The following is a 19,259-nucleotide window of genomic DNA, read 5'->3' as shown; positions in this document are numbered from 1 at the left end:
TTTTAGTTTGCCTAAAAGATTTTACATTTATTTTTTAGTAGTTTGTTGAATATTTTCCATATTTTTTAAATAAAATTTAAATATTTTTTTACATATGCTTAATATTTCTAAATAATAATTATTAAATAGTTTAATGTCTATATTATTATACATAGGCTTTTTGCCTAAGGTGGTATAAAAAATGAAAAATTATTTCGATATTAAAGACAAAGTAGCAGTTATTACTGGTGCTTCCTCAGGACTTGGTTGGCAAATTGCACAAGCATACGCAAGCCAAGGTGCAAAATTAGCATTATTCGCTAGAAGAGAAGAAAGATTATTAGAAAACGTTGCTGAAATCGAAAAAGAATACGGAACCGAAGTAATGTACGCTGTATGTGACGTCGGAGATTATGACAGTATCACCGCTGCTGTTGCAAAAACAATGGATGCTTACGGAAGAATCGACATCCTCGTTAACGCAGCAGGTATGGGTAACAACAAAATGGTCACTGACCAATCCAACGAAGAATGGGAAAGACACATCCACATTGACTTAAGTGGTGTCTACTACATGTGTAAAGCTGTTGGAGAAATCATGATCGAACAAGAATACGGTAAAATCATCAACATTGGTTCAATCCACTCCAGAGTAATCTTCCCTGGTGGAGGAATTAGTGCATACTCCTCAGCTAAAGGTGGAGTAATGAACTTAACCAAAAACTTAGCTGTAGAATGGGCTAAATACAACATTACCGTAAACGCTATTGGTCCTGCAGTATTCGAAACCGAATTAACTGTTGACTCCATTGAATTACCTGGATTCATGGACCTCATTGCAGCTTACTGTCCAGCTGGACGTTTAGGTAAACCTGGTGAATTAGACGGTATAGCAATTTACCTTGCATCTGACGCATCCAGTTTCTGTACCGGTCAATTAATCTGTATTGACGGTGGATGGACTGCTATCTAAATAAGAGAATTATTCTCTTATTTTTTTTACTTTTTTTAAATTCAATCAATTTGCCTCATCGCCTTTCACATTATCTTAAACCTTTCAAGAAAGCAATTCTAATTTTAAATGAATGTTTAACGTGTGGCTCAAAAACTTATATATTCCTAAAACCTAACCTATTATCATGTCAGATTTAAGTTTTGAAGAAGCCATTAACAATCTATCAGATGATGATGTTAAAGTGAGAAAAGAAGCAATAGAGTCATTGGTTGGAATAACCGATGAGGAAGCTATTGAACCATTGATTAAGGCCACCACAGATGAAAGCGCCCAAGTCAGATTTAAGGCTGCTGAAATTTTAGGAAACATGGGTGATGTGGCCGTTGACAAATTAATTGAAGAGTTTGAAAACGCAGAAGGAAAGGATAAACGTTTCCTCGCATTCGCACTTAAGGAAACCGGAGACAAAAAGGTCATCCCATACTTTGTGGAAGCGACAAATGACGAGGATTTTGGCGTTAGAAAAGTTGCAGTGCGTTCCCTCGGTGAACTTCAGGCGGAAGAGGAACTTGACGCAATAGCAAAATGCCTTGAAGATGAGGATTGGGGTGTAAGACTCGCAGCAATCCAGGCACTTGGAGACATTGCAACAGATGATTCAATCAAACTAATCAAGGATGCACGTAAGGCCGAAAGTGATAAGGACTTTAAAAAGTCATGCAACAAGGCAATCAAAAAGGCTCAAAAAAGACAAAAGGCTAAGGCGTCCGGTGAAGAGGTGGTGTCATTAATTCCGATGAGCACACTTAAGGAAATGGAAAAGACCAATGTCCAAAAGGCCATCAAGGGATATGAAAGCTATGTCGAATCAAGACAGGCAAAAGACGCACCTTATAAAAGATTATGCATTCTATACAGGAAGGCAAATGACTATGACAGTGAGGTCAGGGTCTTGAAAACCGCCTGTGAAGTGTTTGCAGATAATGACAAGAAATTGTCATACTTCCAAAAAAGACTTGACAAACTACAGTAATCTGACTTCGTAGAGATCTTTCCTTTTATTTTTTAAAAGGGGAAGCTCTTCCCTTACTTTTTTTATTTCACTCAAGTCAATTTCACAGAAAATAATATCCTCTTTTTCATCCGCTTGGCTGATAACCTCTCCCCATGGGTTGGTAACTATTGAATGACCATAGCTGTGGTAGCTTGCATCCATGTTCAATGCAGGAGCAACGCCAATACAAAAAGCCTGATTATCAAGGGATCTTGAGCGGAACAACAATTCCCAATGCGCAGGACCGGTCGTCATGTTGAATGCGCCGGGATAGAACAATATCAAGGCACCATCCTCAACCATCAAACGAGCAAGCTCCGGAAAGCGCACATCATAACATATTCCGATTCCAACCTTGCCGAATTCCGTTTCGGCCACGGTGACATTGTCGCCGGCAGTTAAAACATCGGATTCCTTGAAACTGATTTTATCCTTGACGTCAATGTCAAAAAGATGCATTTTTCTGTGCTTTGCTATGACTGAGCCTGTTCTGTCAAAGAGGTAGCTTGTGTTGTACAGGTTGTCGTTTTCATATTCCGGAATTGATCCGGCCAGTATATAGACATTATTTTCACTAGCCAATTCGGAAATGGCCTTTAACGTGATGCTTTCATCTTCATTTTCTCCGTATTCTATGAACTTGTCATTTGAATAGGGACAGTTGAACATTTCAGGCAAAACTATAAAATCAGCATTCTTGTTTGCACTATCAGTTATCATTGAAGTGGCTTTCTTTAGATTGGCCTCTTTATCGTCAATGACATTCATTTGACAGAGTGCGAGTTTGATTTTTGTCATAATAACACTTAAAAAAATAGAAAAAAAGTATGATGTTTAATCATACTTAAGCAATATCTGCAGAATTAATTACGGAATTGATCTCTTCGGAAGTAACGGAATTCATTGAATCTCCGTTAACTTTAAAGACGTAAGTCATTCCTTCACTAAACATTGAAACGTAACGGGTGTAATCTCCGTCAGCATCCTCTAGAACGATATTTGATGCGTTTCTACCATCTAAAGTTATAGTTTCAACAAGCTCTACGAAAGCACCTTTTCCTTGTGCAGATGTAATGATTCCTTGGGTTATTTCTTTAATGGAATCTGCACTGCTTGTAACATTATAATACTCGATGGTGATATTGTCTTTCTGGATGAATTTTGCTCCAGGATGCTCTAAATCGGTTTCATTAAGGTCTTGCCAATCGCTAGGATATTTAAATGCAAAATCTCCCGCAGAATATTCTTTCACGTTATCTATTGACTGTAATGGTGAACTGGAATTGCTGCCGGAATTGCTATTTCCCATAAGGACGATTCCGCAAATGGCAATTATGGTTATAAGTAATATTGCTCCAATAATAAGTTTTTTACTTTTGATTATACTAACTGTGTCCTCATTATTAGAATCTTTTTTCTCTTTTGGTTCTTTTTGGAATATATCCTCGCTTTTAGGCGCTACAACCTTTGCCTTTGGAAATTTATAACCGCAATTTCCACAAACAGGAGCACCATCATAACTAGGATTTCCACATTCAGGACATTTTTTCACACTTTAACCTCCGTTAAAATTTACATTTATTAATTATAATATAAAAATATATTTAATAAGTGTGATAGTATGGCAGATGAAAAAATTATTAGTCTCGATGATATAAATTATGCAGTTTACAAGATTGGTGAATGGGAAAATCATTATGAAATAAACCAAATCGGATTGTCCAATGAGATTCCGGTCACTGAAAACACTGTACAGCATGTTAAATTCTCCATGGAGGAAATCAGAAACACCAAGTTCAACATTTCAGATAAGACTGTCAACGGATTTGTGGCAATTGCAATGCAATTGAATTCCAAACTTCAGGACATGGATCTTGATGAGGTGATTGACCTTGAAGAGACAGAATACAACAATATCCTTGAAGAATTGTCTAAATTGGAACTGTTGAGTGATGATGATTCACTTTCATTGGATGGTGAGGATTATCTTATCTATAAACTCGAAAAGGACTGTCATGTAACCGTTTCAATTCCGGCAAATGACTATACAAAGAAATTCTTCGACAACGAATTGAAAAAAATAGAGGATGCATTAGATTAGAAGAAATCTAATGTAACTTTCTTATCTCTTTTTAGCTCACGAGGAGGCTCAACTGATACGAATTCAATGCCTTCCTCTTCAATCAGTTCCAAGGCGTCATCCATGATGGATGGTGCAACGAGAAGTCCCCTTATTTTCTTTTTCTCGGCATTGACTTCCCTTAAATAATCGTTATCCGTATTTTCCATATCCTGGATGTATCTTCTAAGCTGCTTGACGGCAGTGACGCCTGCTTTACGAGCCTTAAGTTCGAGAATCATTAGGTTGTTGTCGCTGTCCTTTCCCAATATGTCAATGAATCCATGCTCGACGCTGTATTCACGGGTGGTTGGGGTAAATCCTTCCTCAATCATGTGTGGCTTTTCCATAATCATGTCGCTCATGTCCTTTTCATAGCCTGCCTGCTCAAGCTCCTCATAGTCCTCCATATTGGCGTAACTGATGAATTGGACCTTTTTGACTTCAACTGTAAGCAATTCCTTAGGAGACCTTCTGTGGCTTTCCAAAAACAGGTTGTCATTTTTTATGTATGCCCTTGTCCTTGATTTTGGAGGCTGCCAATTAACCGGCTCGACCTTTTTTTCCTGATGGATTAAAAAGGCTCCGTCGGGCTTGATCATTATTATGCGTTCTCCCCAGTTTAGTTCACTTAATGCACGGCCTTCATAGCTGACTTTACAGCATGCAAAAATTATGATTGTTGCTTTCTTTCTCAATGCGTCCTGAATCAAATCGTAAGCATCTTCGCAACCTGGTTTTTCTAGAATTTTATATTTCATTACAATTACATTGTTTAGTTTAATTTAAATAATTTGTTTTTTAAAAAGGTAAACAAGGATTGTCTGGGGGAATTTACATTTACGATGATGAATATTTTGAAAGCAAAAACGAGTATCACGTTATGGATTCATTCGAATTCGAAAACGGTGAAGTTCTGAATGAAGTTAAGGTCGAATATATGACTTTCGGCACTCCAATCTATGATGAGGATGGCCAAATCAAGAATGCAATCATATACTGTCACGGTTCACTTGGAAACTATGCCTCAATGAAGAAGGTGGCCCCATTGGTGGGTGAAGGCGATGCATTTGATGAAAGAAAGTATTTCTTCATTAGCCTAACTGCATTGGGCTCTCCGAATTCATGCTCTCCGTCAACAACCGATTTGAAAAACAAATTCCCCAAATACACAATCTTGGACGTCGTCAACTTTCAAAAGCAGTTCCTGAAGGAAAAGTTCAATCTCGATCATGTCCTGGGCATGATCGGCAATTCAATGGGAGGTTTTGTCGCACTGACATCTGCAATAAACTATCCAGAATACTCAGATTTCATAATCACTGGAGTTAGCAGCTATAAGGTTGCAGGCCATGATTTCATTCTCTCAAAATTCGTTGATGAAATCATTACATCTGACCCTGACTATGCAAAGGGTGAATTGACTTATTCTTTAATCAGAACTTTAAGGCTTGCAAATCTTGCTGAATTTAATTTTGGACTTTCAAAGGAAGCATTGAGGGAAATGTCCAATGATGAATTGGCTTATGAATTCGAAAACTTTGGAAATGAAATGATTGAAGTCGACATCTATGACTTGAAGTACTGCAATGAGTCCTGCATGTATTATGATGTTGAAAGCGATTTGGACAAAATCAAGTCCAAGGTACTGATAATATCATGCAAGCAGGATCCGCACTTCCCGACAGACCTTGACGGCATTCCAATGGCTGAAATGATTGACGATTCTCAGTTGATAGTTATGGATTCCAAATTGGGCCATTTATGCTTCAACGAACTTGAAACCATATCAGATGAGTTGAGGGAATTCATGGAGGAATTTGATGATTGTTAAGATTACGGATTTTGCTTCAGGTGATGTTAATTTTGTTGAATATTCGGTTTTCGGCCTGTCCAGTGAGCAATTGAACTTCCTGAACGACAATCTTGATGAGAAGACCTGCATTGCTGATGATGCACTGATAATCAGGACATATTTTGATGATGAGCTTTATCCCTTTGCCAGTGATGTGGCACAATACCGGCTGGATGATTTCATTGCGCGTGAAGAGATAGAGATGAACGTTTTCCTTTCAAGTTTCCTGGAGGACATGTGAAACTGAATGGGTTCCCATTTTTTTAATAAATAATGACATTCTTTTTAACAAAATGATTTAAATAGTTATAATTGACTATCTAATAATATAGGTTGTGATATTATTTTACAGAGGACACGTGAAAGTGGAATCTATGTGATGGATTCCTTTGAATTTGAATATGGAAGGACCCTTGAAAATGTTGAAGTTCAATATATCACATATGGCGTTCCCAGATATGATGATGAGGGGACCATTACAAATGCAATAGTGTTTTTTCCCACTTATAATGCGACATATTCCTATTTGAGGGAGGCTCATAATTATATCATTGAAAACAGCGATTTTTCAGATGAATTCTTTTTTATCAATATTAGGGCGCTGGGTACTCCTGATTCATGTTCGCCATCAAACACAGGATTGAACTATGATTTTCCATCTTATTCAATCATTGATTTGGTAAACTTTAAAAGGCAGTTTTTGGCCGAAAAATTCAACATGAAAAACGTTTTAGGTTTGGTTGGTGAAGGAGTGGGAGGATATCAGGCTTTAAAATGGGCATGTGAATATCCTGATGAGATGGAATTCCTTTTAATTGTCAATTCAGCGGCTAAGCTTTCAGGATATAAATATATAGTTGCAAAAGTATTGGAAAACATCATAGATGCAACAGAGGATTATTATACTGACGGATATAGCGTTTCCAAAACAAAAAGCATAATTACGGTGAATTCCATATTGTTTGCACATACTGCATCCAAAAAAGTCTTTAACAACATGGAAAATGATGAGATTCAGGCGGTTTTCGATGATTTCAACGACGAATGCTTCTTCACAGACCTTTATGATCTCAAATTCAGGAATGACTGCGACATGGCATTCGATGTCACAAATCAATTGTCCAATATTAAGGCCAAATCGCTATTCGTTGGAACAAACAAGAATTACTTCCACTCAGAATATGACATGCAGCCATTCAGAGAATTGGTTAAGGATGCAATTATTTTAACAAAGGAAGATGAAAAAGAGGATTACTACTACAACAACGATGATTATGTCGTTATTGGAGACAGCATAATTTCCTTCTTGAATCAATTTTTAAAATAGAAAAAAAGAGAAGTTATTTGGACACTTCCAGCATATGCTCTACAGCTTTTCTGGATTTATCCGCAACTTCGCTAGGCAATGTGACTCTAGGTTCCTCATTAATGAGGGAATCTCTGATTTTTTCAAGGGTATGCAGTTTCATGGTGTTGCAGATTGCTCCCTCAAGCAATGGGTATAGCTTTTTGCCTGGAACCTCTGAATTGATTCTTGTAATCATGTCGATTTCAGTTCCGATTACAAATTCCTCTTTGTCGCTTTCTGCAATGTGCCTTAGCATTCCTCCGGTGGACATTACCACATCGCATGCCTTTTGGACTTCGAGCTTGCATTCAGGATGGCAGATGATTTCCGCATTAGGATATTCCTTTCTTTTAAGTTCAACGTCTTCAACGTGAATCAATCGGTGAACGTAACAATGGCCGTCGCTTGGAACATGAATGATTTCTTTATCCTTCAATTTGTCCGCAACATGGGTTCCAAGGTTCTTGTCTGGTCCGAATAGGATTTTTTTGTGAGGTAAGCTTTCAGTCACCTTGACTGCGTTGGCTGAGGTACACAATGTGTCCGCATGCTGCTTTGCCTCGGCGATACTGTTTACGTAAAGGATGACTCCGGCATCAGGATGTTCCTCTTTCGCTTTAAGCAAAACCTCTTCAGGAAGCATGTGTGCCATTGGACATTCGGCTTCAAGAGTTGGAATTACAATCTTTTTGTCGGGATTGAGGATAAATGCAGTTTCTGCCATGAAATCTACACCACAGAAAATCACTAAATCCTTATCTTCAATTTCTGATGCTTTAATGCACAATTCCAGGGAATCTCCAAGAAAATCAGCTATTTCCTGAACTTCCTTTGGCTGGTAATTGTGTGCAAGGATAATCGCATTTTTCTCTTCTTTCAATTTTAAAATCTCTTCTTGAAGCGCATTATTCATCATTTTCACCTTTTTGAACAAATTTTCTAATTTCATTCATTATTATTATTTTATATTTATCTTTATCATTAAAATTATTTACCCAAAATGATACCTTCACTTTACTTTGTTTAAAGCTGATTTCTTTACCGTAAACTTCAGGCTTTGGATAGTCGCTTATTTCAGGATAGCTTTCCATTATCTTGATCATATGGGCTCTGAAATCCTCAATATCGATATTCAGGTTCAATCCGGATATTATGTCGACCCTGTATTTTTCAGGGGGGTTGTATTGGAGATATTCGTTGTTTGTCAGCACTGAATTCGGAACATGGTTCCTGACCCCGTTATCGTCGACAATCACGGTTGACCTAAGGGAGATTCTCTCGACATATCCCTTCTCGCCTTTTATTGAAAGCGTGTCTCCAACCTTGACGCTTCTGCCGAGAATCAGGATGATTCCTGAAAACAGGTTTGATATGATATCCTTTGCCGCAAAGCTCACTGCAATACCAACAATACCTAAGCTCAGCAATGTTCCTGCAAGATTTATTCCAAAGAGCTGCAGAATGGCCATCAATGCAATGAAATAGATGATGTAGTTGATTATGTCTCTTATGAGATAGATTGCTGTCATGTCCTTCTTGAATCGGGTCATCCTGTTCATTAGGGATGCAATGATTCTTGTAACTATTGAGGTTATTATGATTATAGCCAGAATCGAAAGCAAGGTCATTGATGTGTTGCTGATTGGCGGAAGATTCATAATTCTATCTCCATTAAATCTTTGGCTATTCGGGTATTTTCAAATATTTCACGGGCTTCCTCAAGCATTATGTTGGCGTATTCCTCACCGTATCTTGTGCTGATGTGTGTAAGGATCAGCTCCTTGCTGTTGGAATATTTTGCGGCATATGCTGCGTCGATTGATGTTGAATGTGCGTGCTCTTCTGCATTGGTGTTGTCCTTGTTGATGAAAGTTGATTCATGGATAAGAATGGTGCTGTCCTGTGCAAGGCTGATTATCTCTTCACAAGGTCTGGTGTCACCGGAATAAGTTATTTTAATTCCTTTTCTTGGTTCTCCAAGCACCTGTTCGGGTTTGATTATCTTCCCGTTGACTTCGACTTCCTCTCCGTTATGCAATCTTCCAAAATCCGGACCGACCGGAACGCCCAATTCAATTGCCTTTTCACGCAGGAAACGAGGTTTTTTCTTCTCTTCAATGGAGTATGCGAGTGTCGGAACGTTATGCCTGACCCTTTGTGCGGTTATGACGTATTCGTCAGTCTCCTCAACGATTCCTGAGTCTATCTCAACAAACTCAACCGGAAAATCGATTGCACAGTATCCAAGGGAGTAAATGGCATTTTTGACGCCGTTCAATCCGTGAGGTCCATAGACTGTCAGTTTGGACTCCCTTCCATGGAGGCTCATTGACTGCAACAGTCCCGGAAGTCCCAGGATATGGTCTCCATGGTAGTGTGTGATGAAGATCTTGGATATTTTCATCGGACTCACTTTAGTGAAAAGAATTTGCCTTTGTGTTCCTTCACCGCAATCAAACAACATCACATCCCCAAATGCTTTAAGTGCAATTGACGGATGGTTTCTTTCCTTTGAATGGACTGCAGAGGAAGTTCCTAAAAATATTATTTCCATAATGTAATCACTTTTATAGTTCTTATTTTAATATATATTATCATAATCATATTAAATTTTAGGTGATTTTTTTGGACAAGATTATTGAATATATGCTGGCTGAAGATGAAGGATTTGGCGACATCACTTCAAACGCAGTGGTTGAGGAAGGCAAGATTGTAAATGCATCCATAGTATCAAAGGATGAGGGTATTTTGGCAGGTATTGACGTTATTCGCAATTTATTTGAGGAATATGGCGTTGAAATCACACTTTGTCTGAAAGAAGGAGTCAAAATATCAAAAGGAGATTTACTGATATCCCTCAGGGGGGATGCAAGAACAATACTTCTTCTTGAAAGGACCGCCCTAAACCTGCTCATGAGGATGAGTGGAGTGGCCAGTGCGGCAAGCGAATATGCTGATTTGGTCGGGGATTATGATGTGAGAATTGCAGGCACCCGCAAAACCTCACCTGCAATAGCGAAATTCGACAAATACGCTTTAGGTGTTGGCGGTGTCGATACCCATCGTTTCAGCCTGGATGACATGGTTCTAATCAAGGATAATCACATTGCAGTCTGTGGAGACCCGTTGGAGGCTCTTTTGAAGGCTAAAGAAAACACTAGTTTTTCCAAAAAAATCGAAATTGAAGTTGAATCACTGGAGGATGCGGTCGAATGCGTCAGGAACGGTGCGGACATCGTGATGCTTGACAACATGTCAGGCGATGAGGTCAAGGAGGTCATCGATGAGTTGAACAGATTGGATATTCGTCAGAATTCCCTCATTGAGGTTTCAGGAGGAATCACCAAGGAAAACATCATGGATTATGTCGAATATGGTGTGGACATCATTTCAATCGGTGCACTGACACATTCATCAAGAAGCCTCAATTTCAGCTTGAAAATTGAATAATCGTTTAATGGTCCTTTGACGCCAATCACGAACCCAACAACTAAAAAAGAGATTAACGGCAAAGTCGTGAAATTGGCGAATAAATTTAAATCCGGCAAGAAATGACTATAATCTCAGGGATAGCTTTTCCTTCAATTCCTCATCACTCATTTCAGTGATGAATGTCTCGTCACTGCTTATTGCCTTTTCGGCCAAGTTAAGCTTATTTTTACTCATTTCATCGATTACTTCCTCAAGGGTTCCCTTGGTGATGAACCTGTACACCATCACATCGCTTTTCTGACCAATCCTGTGCACACGGTCTGTTGCCTGGTTTTCAATTGCAGGATTCCACCATAAGTCGTAATGTATTACATTCTGGGCGGCGGTCAGGTTAAGTCCAACGCCTCCTGTTTTCAGTGTTGCGACCAGAATCTTGCAGCTATTGTCCTCTTGGAAGCGTTCAATCACCTCTGCCCGTTTCTGTTGCGTGAGTGAACCGTGAAGGAACAGCACATCTGTCTTTAGCTTTTTGGAAACAAGCTTCTGAATGATTTCGCCCATTTGGGCATATTGGGTAAAGATTATCACCTTCTCATCCATGTCCAGAATGTTTTCAAGGATTGTAATCAGCAGTTCCATCTTTCCGGATTCGGAGATTTTAGGGTTGTCCGAACGCAGGTACTGTGCGGGATGGTTGCATGCCTGTTTCAGGCCGGTTATGATGTTCAGGATGATTCCCCTACGTTCAATTCCTGTTTTTCCTTCAAGATCCTCGAATATTCCCTCCATTATGGCATTATACAGCAATATCTGCTTTTTGGTGAGGGAACAGTAGATGTCGTTGACGATCTTGTCCGGAAGCTCGTCCTTGATGTTGTCATCGGTCTTGAGACGCCTGAGCACGAACGGCTTGGTGATTGCTTTGAATTTCTCCAAGGTTTTTGTCTCTTCCAGCCTTTCGATTCTCATGACGTAGTTCGCCTTGAAGCTGTCGAGCGATGAGAGGTATCCCTTATTCACGAAATCGAATATTGACCAGTAGTCTGTCAGCTTGTTTTCAATAGGTGTACCGGTCAGGGCTATTTTTGTTTTTGCCTTAACGCTTTTAATCGCCCTTGTCTGTTGGGTATTTGGATTTTTGATGTTTTGTGCCTCATCAATGACACATAAAAACCAGGTCTTGTCCATGAATATGTCCAAATCAAGCCTGACCACTCCATATGAGGTCAGTATTATGTCATATTCCTCAAATGGGAATGTTCTGTTGGATCCGTGGTAAATGTAATATGTCAGCTCCGGAGTGAACTTCCTGATTTCGTTTTCCCAGTTGGATATCAGGGTGGGCGGAACTATAATCAGTGACGGCTCATTGTCCAGGGGATTCATCTCCTTGAAATGCAGGATTGCGGTCAGCACCTGCACTGTCTTACCGAGCCCCATGTCATCCGCCAATATGCATCCGAAGTTGTATCTTATGTTTGAGACTATCCATGAGTAGCCGATTTTCTGATATGGCCTCAATTCTCCTGTAAATGATTTGGGTACGTTGTATGCCTTTGTTTCACTGACCATCTTTTTGAATTTTTTAAAATCGGCAGGATTTCTCATCTGTTTTTTGATTAGCTTTTCGGATTCGCCGTCCATGTTCTTGCTCTCGCACAAATTCTGATTGAATATTAGTTTATAATTTTTAGATTATAAACTCATTCAAAAATTTGAAAATTATCATCTGAAATCTGAATCATATTTTGTTTTAGATATTAATTTTCATCTAAAAAACAAACTTTAATAATATAGTAAAATAAAATATATAAAGGATATAGAATTATATTTTCTTAAAATGGTGATTTAATGGTAAAAATAGCTAAATTAGCTTTGGAAGATGGAACTGTTTTAAAAGGTGAAGCGTTCGGTTATGAAACCACCAAATTGGGAGAACTCGTTTTTTCCACAGGTATGGGCGGTTATACCGAATCATTAACTGATCCGTCTTTTAAAGGAGAAATATTAATGTCCACTTACCCATTGGAAGGTAACCATGGAGTAAGTGAGGACTGGTATCAGTCAGATAAAGTACAAGTTGAAGGATTCGTTTGTCGTGAAGTTTGTCGTGAAGTATCTAACTTCGGACCTCAAAAGACTTTGGATGAGTTTTTAAAAGAATTCAAAACTCCAGGAATAAGTGGAATAGACACTCGTGACCTAACACTCAAAATACGTGAAAAAGGTTCATTTAAAGCAGCTATAACAACTGAAGATGTTGATGACGACAAGTTGATTGAAATGGCAAAGTCCCAACCAAGCATTGAAGATGTTGATGTCGTGCCATTGGTTTCAACAAAAGAAATTAAAATGTTCAATGAGGATGCCGACAAGAAAGTTGCTTTAATCGATTGTGGTGTCAAAAAGAACATTATCAACTCATTTTTGGAAAGGGACATAGGAGTAATATTGTTCCCTTATGATATTGATTACAAGACCGTACTTGACTATTCACCAAACGGTTTGATGATTACCTCAGGACCTGGAAATCCTGACAGGGTGTCTGAAACCATTGAAACCATGAAAAAATTATCCAACAGATTGCCTATTTTCGGAATCTGTATGGGACAACAGCTAATTGCTAAATCATTTGGAGCAAGATCCTATAAAATGAAATTTGGACACCGTGGTGAAAACCAGCCTGTAAAAGACTTAAACACAGGAAAAGTGTTTATCACATCACAGAACCATGGTTTTACTATAGATAAGGAATCTTTAAAAGAGACTGATTTAGTATTGACTCACGTTAACTTGAATGATGGAACTCCGGAAGGTATCTCTCACAAAGAGCTTCCAATGCGCTGTATACAGTACCACCCTGAAGCAGGGCCTGGTCCAAATGATACAAGAGACACTTTCGATGAGTTTAGCAAAATGATGGATGATTATTAGATAAGAGGGGATTACACAATGCCAGTTGATAAAGATATTAAAAAAGTATTGATTATTGGTTCCGGACCTATTCAAATCGGACAGGCAGCAGAGTTCGACTATTCCGGTTCACAAGCATGTAAATCATTAAGAGAAGAGGGTATTGAAACAGTACTCGTTAACAGTAATCCTGCTACAATTCAAACCGACCTTGGAATGGCCGATACTGTTTATACTGAACCATTGACTCCTGAAGTTGTTGCAAAAATCATTGAACAAGAAAATATTGACGCTATTTTACCAACCATGGGTGGACAAACCGGATTGAATATTGCAACAGGACTTGGAGACTTAGGATTACTCGAAGGAATTAAGGTCATAGGTTCCGACGTTCAAACAATTAAAGATGTGGAAGACCGTGACTTGTTTGCAAACCTCATGGAAGAAATCGGTGAACAGATTCCTAAATGTCACGCTGTTGAAAGCGTTGACGAAGCGCTTGAGGCAGTTAAGGATATTGGATATCCTGTAATTGTCAGGCCGGCATTCACATTAGGTGGAACCGGCGGGGGAATCGCTCACAACGAAGAGGAATTGATTGAAATCGCAAACCACGGACTTGACATGAGTTTCATTAACCAGGTTCTCATTGACGAATCCGTTTTAGGATGGAAGGAAATCGAATTTGAGGTAATGAGGGATAAGGAAGACACCTGTATCATCGTATGTACCATGGAAAACATCGACCCTATGGGAATCCATACAGGAGACAGTGTGGTAGTTGCCCCAATCCAATGTTTATGTGATGAGACAATCCAGAAGATGCGTGACGCATCAATCAAGATTATCCGTGCACTGGGAATACGCGGAGGATGTAACATTCAATTTGCCTTAAATCCGGAAACCGATGAATACAAGGTAATTGAAGTAAACCCACGTGTATCAAGAAGTAGTGCGCTAGCATCAAAAGCGACAGGTTATCCGATTGCAAAAATCTCATCAAAAGTTGCACTGGGACTCACCTTGGATGAAATCAAAAACGACATCACAAAAGAGACCCCTGCATCATTCGAACCAGCAATCGACTATGTCGTTATCAAAATCCCAAGATGGCCGTTCGACAAGTTTAAGGGAATCAGCCGTCAAGTGGGAGTTCAAATGAAAGCAACCGGTGAGGTCATGGCTATTGGAAGAACCTTTGAAGAGGCATTCCAAAAAGCATTAAGATCACTTGACATGGGCTTTGACGGATTTGAATATGTCGAATACACAGAGGAAGACCTTGCAAATCCAACAGACCTAATCTACTTCCAAATCTATTCAGCAATCAAGGATGGAATGGACATTGACAAAATCCGTGAACTCACCAAGATTGACAATTTCTTCTTATACAAAATCAGAAACATCGTCAACTTCGAAAATGATGTTTCAGCCGATAAACTAGATGATGAAGAGTACTTAAGAAAAGCAAAACAAATAGGTTGTTCCAACAAACGTTTGGCTGACCTTTCAGGCCAGACCGAGGAGTACATCAGAAACCTGCTCAACAAGTACAATATCAAGCAATCATATAAGATGGTAGATACCTGTGCTGCAGAGTTTGAGGCAAAAACACCATATTACTACAGCAGCTATGATATGGGTAATGAATTGACCTCAACCAACAAGAAAAAGGTAGTGATTTTAGGTGCAGGACCAATCAGAATTGGTCAAGGTATCGAATTCGATTACTGTTGTGTACACTCTTCCCTTGCTTTGAAGGAAGATGGAATCGAAACCATATTGATCAACAACAACCCTGAAACAGTAAGTACAGATTATGACATTTCAGATAAGCTGTTCTTCGAACCGTTAACCTTTGAGGACGTAATGGGTGTAATCGAACAGGAAAAACCTGACGGCGTTATCGTGCAGTTCGGAGGTCAAACCTCAATCAACCTTGCAGTGCCGCTTGCAAATGCAGGAGTTAAGATATGGGGAACTTCATATGACAGCATCGACCGTGTAGAAGACCGTGAACTCTTCGCAGAATTGCTTGAAAAACTCCACATTCACCAAGCTCCATACGGTACAGCAAACTCATTCGAGGAAGCAAAAGAGATTGCAGAAAGAATCACATTCCCAGTTCTCGTACGTCCATCATACGTAATCGGTGGAAGGGCAATGGAAATCGTTTATGACATGAACGAGCTTGAGGAATATATGAAGGAAGCTGTAAAGGTTTCACCAGACCACCCTATTTTAGTGGACAAGTTCCTGGAAGATGCAATTGAGGTCGACGTGGACCTGTTATGTGACGGAGATCACGTATTCATTGCAGGAATCATGGAACACATTGAGGAAGCTGGTGTCCACTCAGGAGACTCCGCATGTGTAATACCTCCTCAAACACTTCCAAAACATATTCTTGACACCATCCGTGAAAATTCAAGAAAACTGGCTTTGGAATTAGATGTTAAAGGTTTAATGAACATCCAATATGCTGTAAAGCTTGATGAGGAAATGGTATACATCATTGAGGCAAACCCACGTGCAAGTAGAACAGTTCCGTTTGTAAGTAAGGCGATCGGTGTGCCTTTGGCAAAAGTCGCAACATGGATTATGAACGGTGCAAAACTAAAAGACTTTGGATTAACCAAAGAAATTCAAATAGAGCATGTCGCTGTAAAAGAATCCGTATTCCCATTCCTGAAATTGCCTGAATCAGACACCGTGCTTGGACCTGAAATGAAATCCACCGGTGAAAGTATCGGTATAGACGAAAGCTATGGAATGGCATTTTATAAGTCACAGCTTTCAGCAGGTATGGAATTGCCTAAAGAAGGTAAGATATTCATCAGCGTTAAAGAATCAGATAAGAAAAAAATCAGACCAATCGCTGAGAAGGCTGCCAATTTAGGATTTAAGATTATGGCTACCGACGGTACTGGAGATGCTACAGGACTCGATTCAGTCGAAAAGGTCTTGAAGGTGTCACAAGGTTCACCTAACATCAGGGACGCCATCTTAAATAAAGAAATTGATTTGATTATCAACACTTCTGAAGGTAAACAATCTGCAAAAGACGGTTATATCATTAGACGTTTGGCTATTGAACTTGGTATTCCTTATGTTACCACATTAGCCGGCGCAAGAGCAGTCTTAAACGGTATTCAGGCTGTTCAAAATAATGAAATCAATGTAAAATCTTTAAACGAATACGTAGATGGAGAATAATTATTCTCTATCCTTTTTTTAATTATTTTTGTATAGATATTCCTTAATGTTAATACCGCAGGAAGGACATTCCTCTTCGCCAATTTTAAGTCTGCTTTTACACTTAGGACAGAAGTTGAGTTGGACTTTATACTCTTTAGTTTGGTCAATGATGATGTTGACGTCAATTCTTTCGGTGATGTGGGATTTCAGGACATTCATGTCCCAATTGTTGTCCATCAGCAGTTTCTTATAGTAGAACGCCTCGGTCATTGAGTCATAATATCCAAGGATGTCATCGCCCTTTTTGATATAGAATTTCCTGATTTTATGATTGAATAGGATTTCCCCTTCCCTTTCCTTCTTGTTGACTTTGGTTCCCTTGATCCTGCCTTTAGGTCGCCTTTCGGGAAACGGCGGCAATTCCATATTCTCATATTTGTTCTCAAGGTCGCATTCAACAAGCAGGTCATAATCGAAGTTACAGAAAAACAGTGCGTCCCTTTCATATAATGCATCGGATAATTTACTGAACTCCCCATAGTCCTTATTGTTATATTTAACTCTGTATACATTACCGGTTTTCACTATGTTCCTGTAAAAGTATCGTATTTCCTGAGAGTTAATAGAAATCACCCTGATGGTTTAAAAAGAAAAATATTTTTTGCAAATCATTTTTCATGATTGCTGAATTATAGTATTGATTTTCGATTAAATAAATTTAATGATAAATTATTTTAATAAAAAAAGTTAGACTTTATTTTAATGTTTACTATAGCAAACGGAATTATATTGAAAGGCCAGGATTTGCTTCCCGTCCGTGAAAACGTTGTTGTGGACGACGGGAAAATCATTGAAATCTCAAAGGAGGCCAAGGAAGGAAAAATCATTGATGTTGATGGTGCGGTCGTCTGCCCATCATTTATCAACGGCCATATCCATATTGGGGATTCCATCATCAAGGATGAGGGCTATGGCCTTTCACTCAGTGAGATGGTCAGGCCTCCCGATGGCGTCAAGCATGTTGCACTTTCCAATGCAGAGGATGACGAATTGATTGAGGCAATGAGACAGTCCATGATTGACATGATCAATTCCGGAACCACACACTTCATCGACTATAGGGAAGGAGGCATCGAGGGAGTCAAGCTTTTGAGAAAGGCTTCTGCAGATTTGCCAATCAAGCCGATAATCCTTGGTCGTGACGATAGCTTTTATGGTGATGATCCGGATTTAAGTAAGGTTAAGGTTGCTATTCGTAAACTATTGAAAATCGCTGATGGAATTGCTCCAAGCGGGTTTGGCGAAATTACTTCTGAAGTTGCCGATTTGATCGTTGAGGAGTGCAATAGACAAGGCAAGATTTCATCGATTCATGTTGCGGAATCCGAATCCAATCAGATAGATTCATTGAATGACTTTGGTGTCAGTGAAATAGCCAAAGGTGTTGAATCCGATTTCAGCCAATTGGTTCATCTCACAAACCCCAAAGGAGATGATTTGGAATCAGTGGCATCTTCAAATCAGAACGTTGTGGTTTGTCCAAGGGCAAACGCTACATTGAATGTCGGTGTGACACCTGTGGGCAGGATGCTTGATTTGGGAATCAGGCCATTGCTTGGAACCGACAATGTCATGCTCAATTCACCGAACATGCTGAGGGAATTGGAGTTCAGCTTAAAGATAATGTCCGTATATTATAAAAGCTATATCAATCCTCAGGAGCTGCTGAAGATGGCCACAACCAACGTCTGTGGCTTCAAAATTAATGATGTTGTTCAGAAATCATTAATATCTGAGGGTGATTTTGCACAGTTTATAATTTTCAAGTCTTTTTCTAAAAATCCTTACCTAAATATATGCAATAGGCAAGAAACGAAAACTATATTATATACCATTAACAAAAAATTTAGCATATAATATCATGGATATAAATCTATATATTATGGGAGATGTTAATGATGTATAAAAAAATATTGGTCCCTACAGACGGGTCCGAATTTGCAGAAAAAGCTCAGAGGCATGCCTTGTTTTTGGCAAAGGTCAGTGGAGCTGAAATAGTTGCTGTGAGTGTCACAGAGAATAATTTTGTTAACGGGCTTCCATTAGATGATGAAGTATACCAGTTAAATCAAATTCTCAATGAGAGATCTGAAGAAAATCTCAAGGAATTTGACAAGTTAAATGAGGATAATATAAAAATTACCCATGTAATTAGAGAGGGGTCACCTGCTAAAGTAATTTTAGAGGTTGCAAAAGAAGAAAATGTTGACCTGATCGTGATGGGTAGTTCCGGAAAATCTGGTTTCGATAGATTTATTATGGGTAGTGTAGCGGACAAGGTTGTAAATTCAGCCAAATGCGCAGTACTCGTAGTTCATTAAATTTACCATTTTATTATTGTATATT

Annotated in this window: 19 protein-coding genes; 11 read left to right on the top strand and 8 right to left on the bottom strand. The window is 39.0% G+C overall.

The genetic code is table 11. The annotated features are described in order from the left end of the window. The first annotated feature begins 181 nt into the window (after positions 1 to 181). Together MBBTH_RS05215 and MBBTH_RS05210 are read left to right on the top strand one after the other, a co-directional pair. Positions 182 to 952 carry an SDR family NAD(P)-dependent oxidoreductase gene (locus MBBTH_RS05215; RefSeq protein ID WP_116591997.1) on the top strand — a complete coding sequence of 257 codons (771 nt, stop codon included), beginning with the start codon at positions 182 to 184 and terminating at the stop codon, positions 950 to 952. Between the two features lie 166 nt (positions 953 to 1,118). Next, a complete protein-coding gene (locus MBBTH_RS05210) occupies positions 1,119 to 1,967 on the top strand; it encodes a HEAT repeat domain-containing protein (RefSeq protein ID WP_116591996.1) in 849 nt (282 codons plus the stop codon). Here the strand turns inward: MBBTH_RS05210 and MBBTH_RS05205 are convergent. Both MBBTH_RS05205 and MBBTH_RS05200 read right to left on the bottom strand, forming a co-directional pair. After that, a complete protein-coding gene (locus MBBTH_RS05205; protein ID WP_116591995.1) occupies positions 1,959 to 2,786 on the bottom strand; it encodes a carbon-nitrogen hydrolase family protein in 828 nt (275 codons plus the stop codon). The two genes, MBBTH_RS05210 and MBBTH_RS05205, sit on opposite strands and share 9 nt — an antisense overlap. Positions 2,787 to 2,832: 46 nt before the next feature. Continuing rightward, positions 2,833 to 3,540, bottom strand: a complete 708-nt coding sequence (locus MBBTH_RS05200) for a PsbP-related protein (RefSeq protein WP_116591994.1) — start codon at positions 3,538 to 3,540, stop codon at positions 2,833 to 2,835. A 69-nt stretch (positions 3,541 to 3,609) separates the two neighbouring features. Between MBBTH_RS05200 and MBBTH_RS05195 the strand changes: the two genes are divergently transcribed. Then, positions 3,610 to 4,089, top strand: coding sequence for a hypothetical protein (locus MBBTH_RS05195; RefSeq protein WP_116591993.1), 480 nt, complete (start codon positions 3,610 to 3,612; stop codon positions 4,087 to 4,089). On the opposite strand, the gene nucS is transcribed toward MBBTH_RS05195, so the two are convergent. After that, complete coding sequence (nucS, locus tag MBBTH_RS05190; protein WP_116591992.1) at positions 4,086 to 4,868, bottom strand: endonuclease NucS; 783 nt, start codon at positions 4,866 to 4,868, stop codon at positions 4,086 to 4,088. The genes MBBTH_RS05195 and nucS overlap by 4 nt on opposite strands. Positions 4,869 to 4,927: 59 nt before the next feature. Between nucS and MBBTH_RS05185 the strand changes: the two genes are divergently transcribed. The 3 genes from MBBTH_RS05185 to MBBTH_RS05175 all read left to right on the top strand — a co-directional run bounded on the left by MBBTH_RS05185 (position 4,928) and on the right by MBBTH_RS05175 (position 7,289). Further along, the gene (locus tag MBBTH_RS05185) at positions 4,928 to 5,941 is read left to right on the top strand and encodes an alpha/beta fold hydrolase (protein ID WP_243409692.1); all 1,014 of its coding nucleotides are present in this window, start codon (positions 4,928 to 4,930) and stop codon (positions 5,939 to 5,941) included. Further along, positions 5,931 to 6,203, top strand: a complete 273-nt coding sequence (locus MBBTH_RS05180) for a DUF5750 family protein (RefSeq protein ID WP_116591991.1) — start codon at positions 5,931 to 5,933, stop codon at positions 6,201 to 6,203. The genes MBBTH_RS05185 and MBBTH_RS05180 overlap by 11 nt, the downstream gene beginning before the upstream one ends. Before the next feature lie 138 nt (positions 6,204 to 6,341). Continuing rightward, the gene (locus MBBTH_RS05175) at positions 6,342 to 7,289 is read left to right on the top strand and encodes an alpha/beta hydrolase family protein (protein WP_116591990.1); all 948 of its coding nucleotides are present in this window, start codon (positions 6,342 to 6,344) and stop codon (positions 7,287 to 7,289) included. A 13-nt stretch (positions 7,290 to 7,302) separates the two neighbouring features. On the opposite strand, the gene nadA is transcribed toward MBBTH_RS05175, so the two are convergent. From nadA to rnz, 3 genes are read right to left on the bottom strand one after another with little or no spacing between them, the layout of a single operon-like run. Next, on the bottom strand, positions 7,303 to 8,223 hold the full coding sequence (gene nadA, locus MBBTH_RS05170) for a quinolinate synthase NadA (protein ID WP_116591989.1): 921 nt from the start codon (positions 8,221 to 8,223) through the stop codon (positions 7,303 to 7,305). Further along, positions 8,216 to 8,968 (bottom strand): mechanosensitive ion channel family protein, encoded by a 753-nt coding sequence (locus MBBTH_RS05165; RefSeq protein WP_116591988.1) that lies wholly within the window; start codon positions 8,966 to 8,968, stop codon positions 8,216 to 8,218. The genes nadA and MBBTH_RS05165 overlap by 8 nt, the downstream gene beginning before the upstream one ends. Next, positions 8,965 to 9,864 (bottom strand): ribonuclease Z, encoded by a 900-nt coding sequence (gene rnz, locus MBBTH_RS05160; protein WP_116591987.1) that lies wholly within the window; start codon positions 9,862 to 9,864, stop codon positions 8,965 to 8,967. Before rnz ends, MBBTH_RS05165 begins: the two co-directional genes overlap by 4 nt. Positions 9,865 to 9,935: 71 nt before the next feature. On the opposite strand from rnz, the gene nadC reads away from it, so the two are divergent. Continuing rightward, positions 9,936 to 10,760, top strand: coding sequence for a carboxylating nicotinate-nucleotide diphosphorylase (gene nadC, locus MBBTH_RS05155; protein ID WP_116591986.1), 825 nt, complete (start codon positions 9,936 to 9,938; stop codon positions 10,758 to 10,760). A gap of 105 nt (positions 10,761 to 10,865) precedes the next feature. Here the strand turns inward: nadC and MBBTH_RS05150 are convergent, their stop codons facing one another. Then, the gene (locus tag MBBTH_RS05150; protein ID WP_116591985.1) at positions 10,866 to 12,386 is read right to left on the bottom strand and encodes a DEAD/DEAH box helicase; all 1,521 of its coding nucleotides are present in this window, start codon (positions 12,384 to 12,386) and stop codon (positions 10,866 to 10,868) included. Between the two features lie 207 nt (positions 12,387 to 12,593). Between MBBTH_RS05150 and carA the strand changes: the two genes are divergently transcribed. Continuing rightward, complete coding sequence (carA, locus tag MBBTH_RS05145; RefSeq protein WP_116591984.1) at positions 12,594 to 13,676, top strand: glutamine-hydrolyzing carbamoyl-phosphate synthase small subunit; 1,083 nt, start codon at positions 12,594 to 12,596, stop codon at positions 13,674 to 13,676. An 18-nt stretch (positions 13,677 to 13,694) separates the two neighbouring features. Next, on the top strand, positions 13,695 to 16,871 hold the full coding sequence (gene carB / locus MBBTH_RS05140) for a carbamoyl-phosphate synthase large subunit (protein WP_116591983.1): 3,177 nt from the start codon (positions 13,695 to 13,697) through the stop codon (positions 16,869 to 16,871). Positions 16,872 to 16,889: 18 nt separating this feature from the next. Here carB and MBBTH_RS05135 read toward each other — a convergent pair whose 3' ends face one another. Continuing rightward, positions 16,890 to 17,438 carry a zinc ribbon domain-containing protein gene (locus MBBTH_RS05135; RefSeq protein WP_243409690.1) on the bottom strand — a complete coding sequence of 183 codons (549 nt, stop codon included), beginning with the start codon at positions 17,436 to 17,438 and terminating at the stop codon, positions 16,890 to 16,892. Between the two features lie 177 nt (positions 17,439 to 17,615). Between MBBTH_RS05135 and MBBTH_RS05130 the strand changes: the two genes are divergently transcribed. Both MBBTH_RS05130 and MBBTH_RS05125 read left to right on the top strand, forming a co-directional pair. Continuing rightward, positions 17,616 to 18,770: an amidohydrolase family protein gene (locus tag MBBTH_RS05130; protein WP_116591981.1), complete on the top strand. Its 1,155-nt coding sequence runs from the start codon at positions 17,616 to 17,618 to the stop codon at positions 18,768 to 18,770. Positions 18,771 to 18,811: 41 nt separating this feature from the next. Further along, the gene (locus MBBTH_RS05125; protein WP_116592040.1) at positions 18,812 to 19,234 is read left to right on the top strand and encodes a universal stress protein; all 423 of its coding nucleotides are present in this window, start codon (positions 18,812 to 18,814) and stop codon (positions 19,232 to 19,234) included. Positions 19,235 to 19,259 lie beyond the last annotated feature (25 nt).

Origin of the sequence: Methanobrevibacter thaueri (genome assembly GCF_003111625.1) — an archaeon.
Classification (GTDB): Archaea; Methanobacteriota; Methanobacteria; order Methanobacteriales; family Methanobacteriaceae; genus Methanocatella; species Methanocatella thaueri.
This window is presented reverse-complemented; position numbering and strand designations above follow the sequence as displayed.

Excerpts from the sequence above, each read along its gene's own strand:
- MBBTH_RS05215 (WP_116591997.1), top strand. The coding sequence starts at position 182 with ATGAAAAATTATTTCGATATTAAAGACAAAGTAGCAGTTATTACTGGT.
- MBBTH_RS05210 (WP_116591996.1), top strand. The coding sequence starts at position 1,119 with ATGTCAGATTTAAGTTTTGAAGAAGCCATTAACAATCTATCAGATGAT.
- MBBTH_RS05205 (WP_116591995.1), bottom strand. The coding sequence starts at position 2,786 with ATGACAAAAATCAAACTCGCACTCTGTCAAATGAATGTCATTGACGAT.
- MBBTH_RS05195 (WP_116591993.1), top strand. The coding sequence starts at position 3,610 with ATGGCAGATGAAAAAATTATTAGTCTCGATGATATAAATTATGCAGTT.
- nucS (WP_116591992.1), bottom strand. The coding sequence starts at position 4,868 with ATGAAATATAAAATTCTAGAAAAACCAGGTTGCGAAGATGCTTACGAT.
- MBBTH_RS05180 (WP_116591991.1), top strand. The coding sequence starts at position 5,931 with ATGATTGTTAAGATTACGGATTTTGCTTCAGGTGATGTTAATTTTGTT.
- MBBTH_RS05175 (WP_116591990.1), top strand. The coding sequence starts at position 6,342 with ATGGATTCCTTTGAATTTGAATATGGAAGGACCCTTGAAAATGTTGAA.
- nadA (WP_116591989.1), bottom strand. The coding sequence starts at position 8,223 with ATGAATAATGCGCTTCAAGAAGAGATTTTAAAATTGAAAGAAGAGAAA.
- MBBTH_RS05165 (WP_116591988.1), bottom strand. The coding sequence starts at position 8,968 with ATGAATCTTCCGCCAATCAGCAACACATCAATGACCTTGCTTTCGATT.
- rnz (WP_116591987.1), bottom strand. The coding sequence starts at position 9,864 with ATGGAAATAATATTTTTAGGAACTTCCTCTGCAGTCCATTCAAAGGAA.
- MBBTH_RS05150 (WP_116591985.1), bottom strand. The coding sequence starts at position 12,386 with ATGGACGGCGAATCCGAAAAGCTAATCAAAAAACAGATGAGAAATCCT.
- carA (WP_116591984.1), top strand. The coding sequence starts at position 12,594 with ATGGTAAAAATAGCTAAATTAGCTTTGGAAGATGGAACTGTTTTAAAA.
- carB (WP_116591983.1), top strand. The coding sequence starts at position 13,695 with ATGCCAGTTGATAAAGATATTAAAAAAGTATTGATTATTGGTTCCGGA.
- MBBTH_RS05130 (WP_116591981.1), top strand. The coding sequence starts at position 17,616 with ATGTTTACTATAGCAAACGGAATTATATTGAAAGGCCAGGATTTGCTT.
- MBBTH_RS05125 (WP_116592040.1), top strand. The coding sequence starts at position 18,812 with ATGTATAAAAAAATATTGGTCCCTACAGACGGGTCCGAATTTGCAGAA.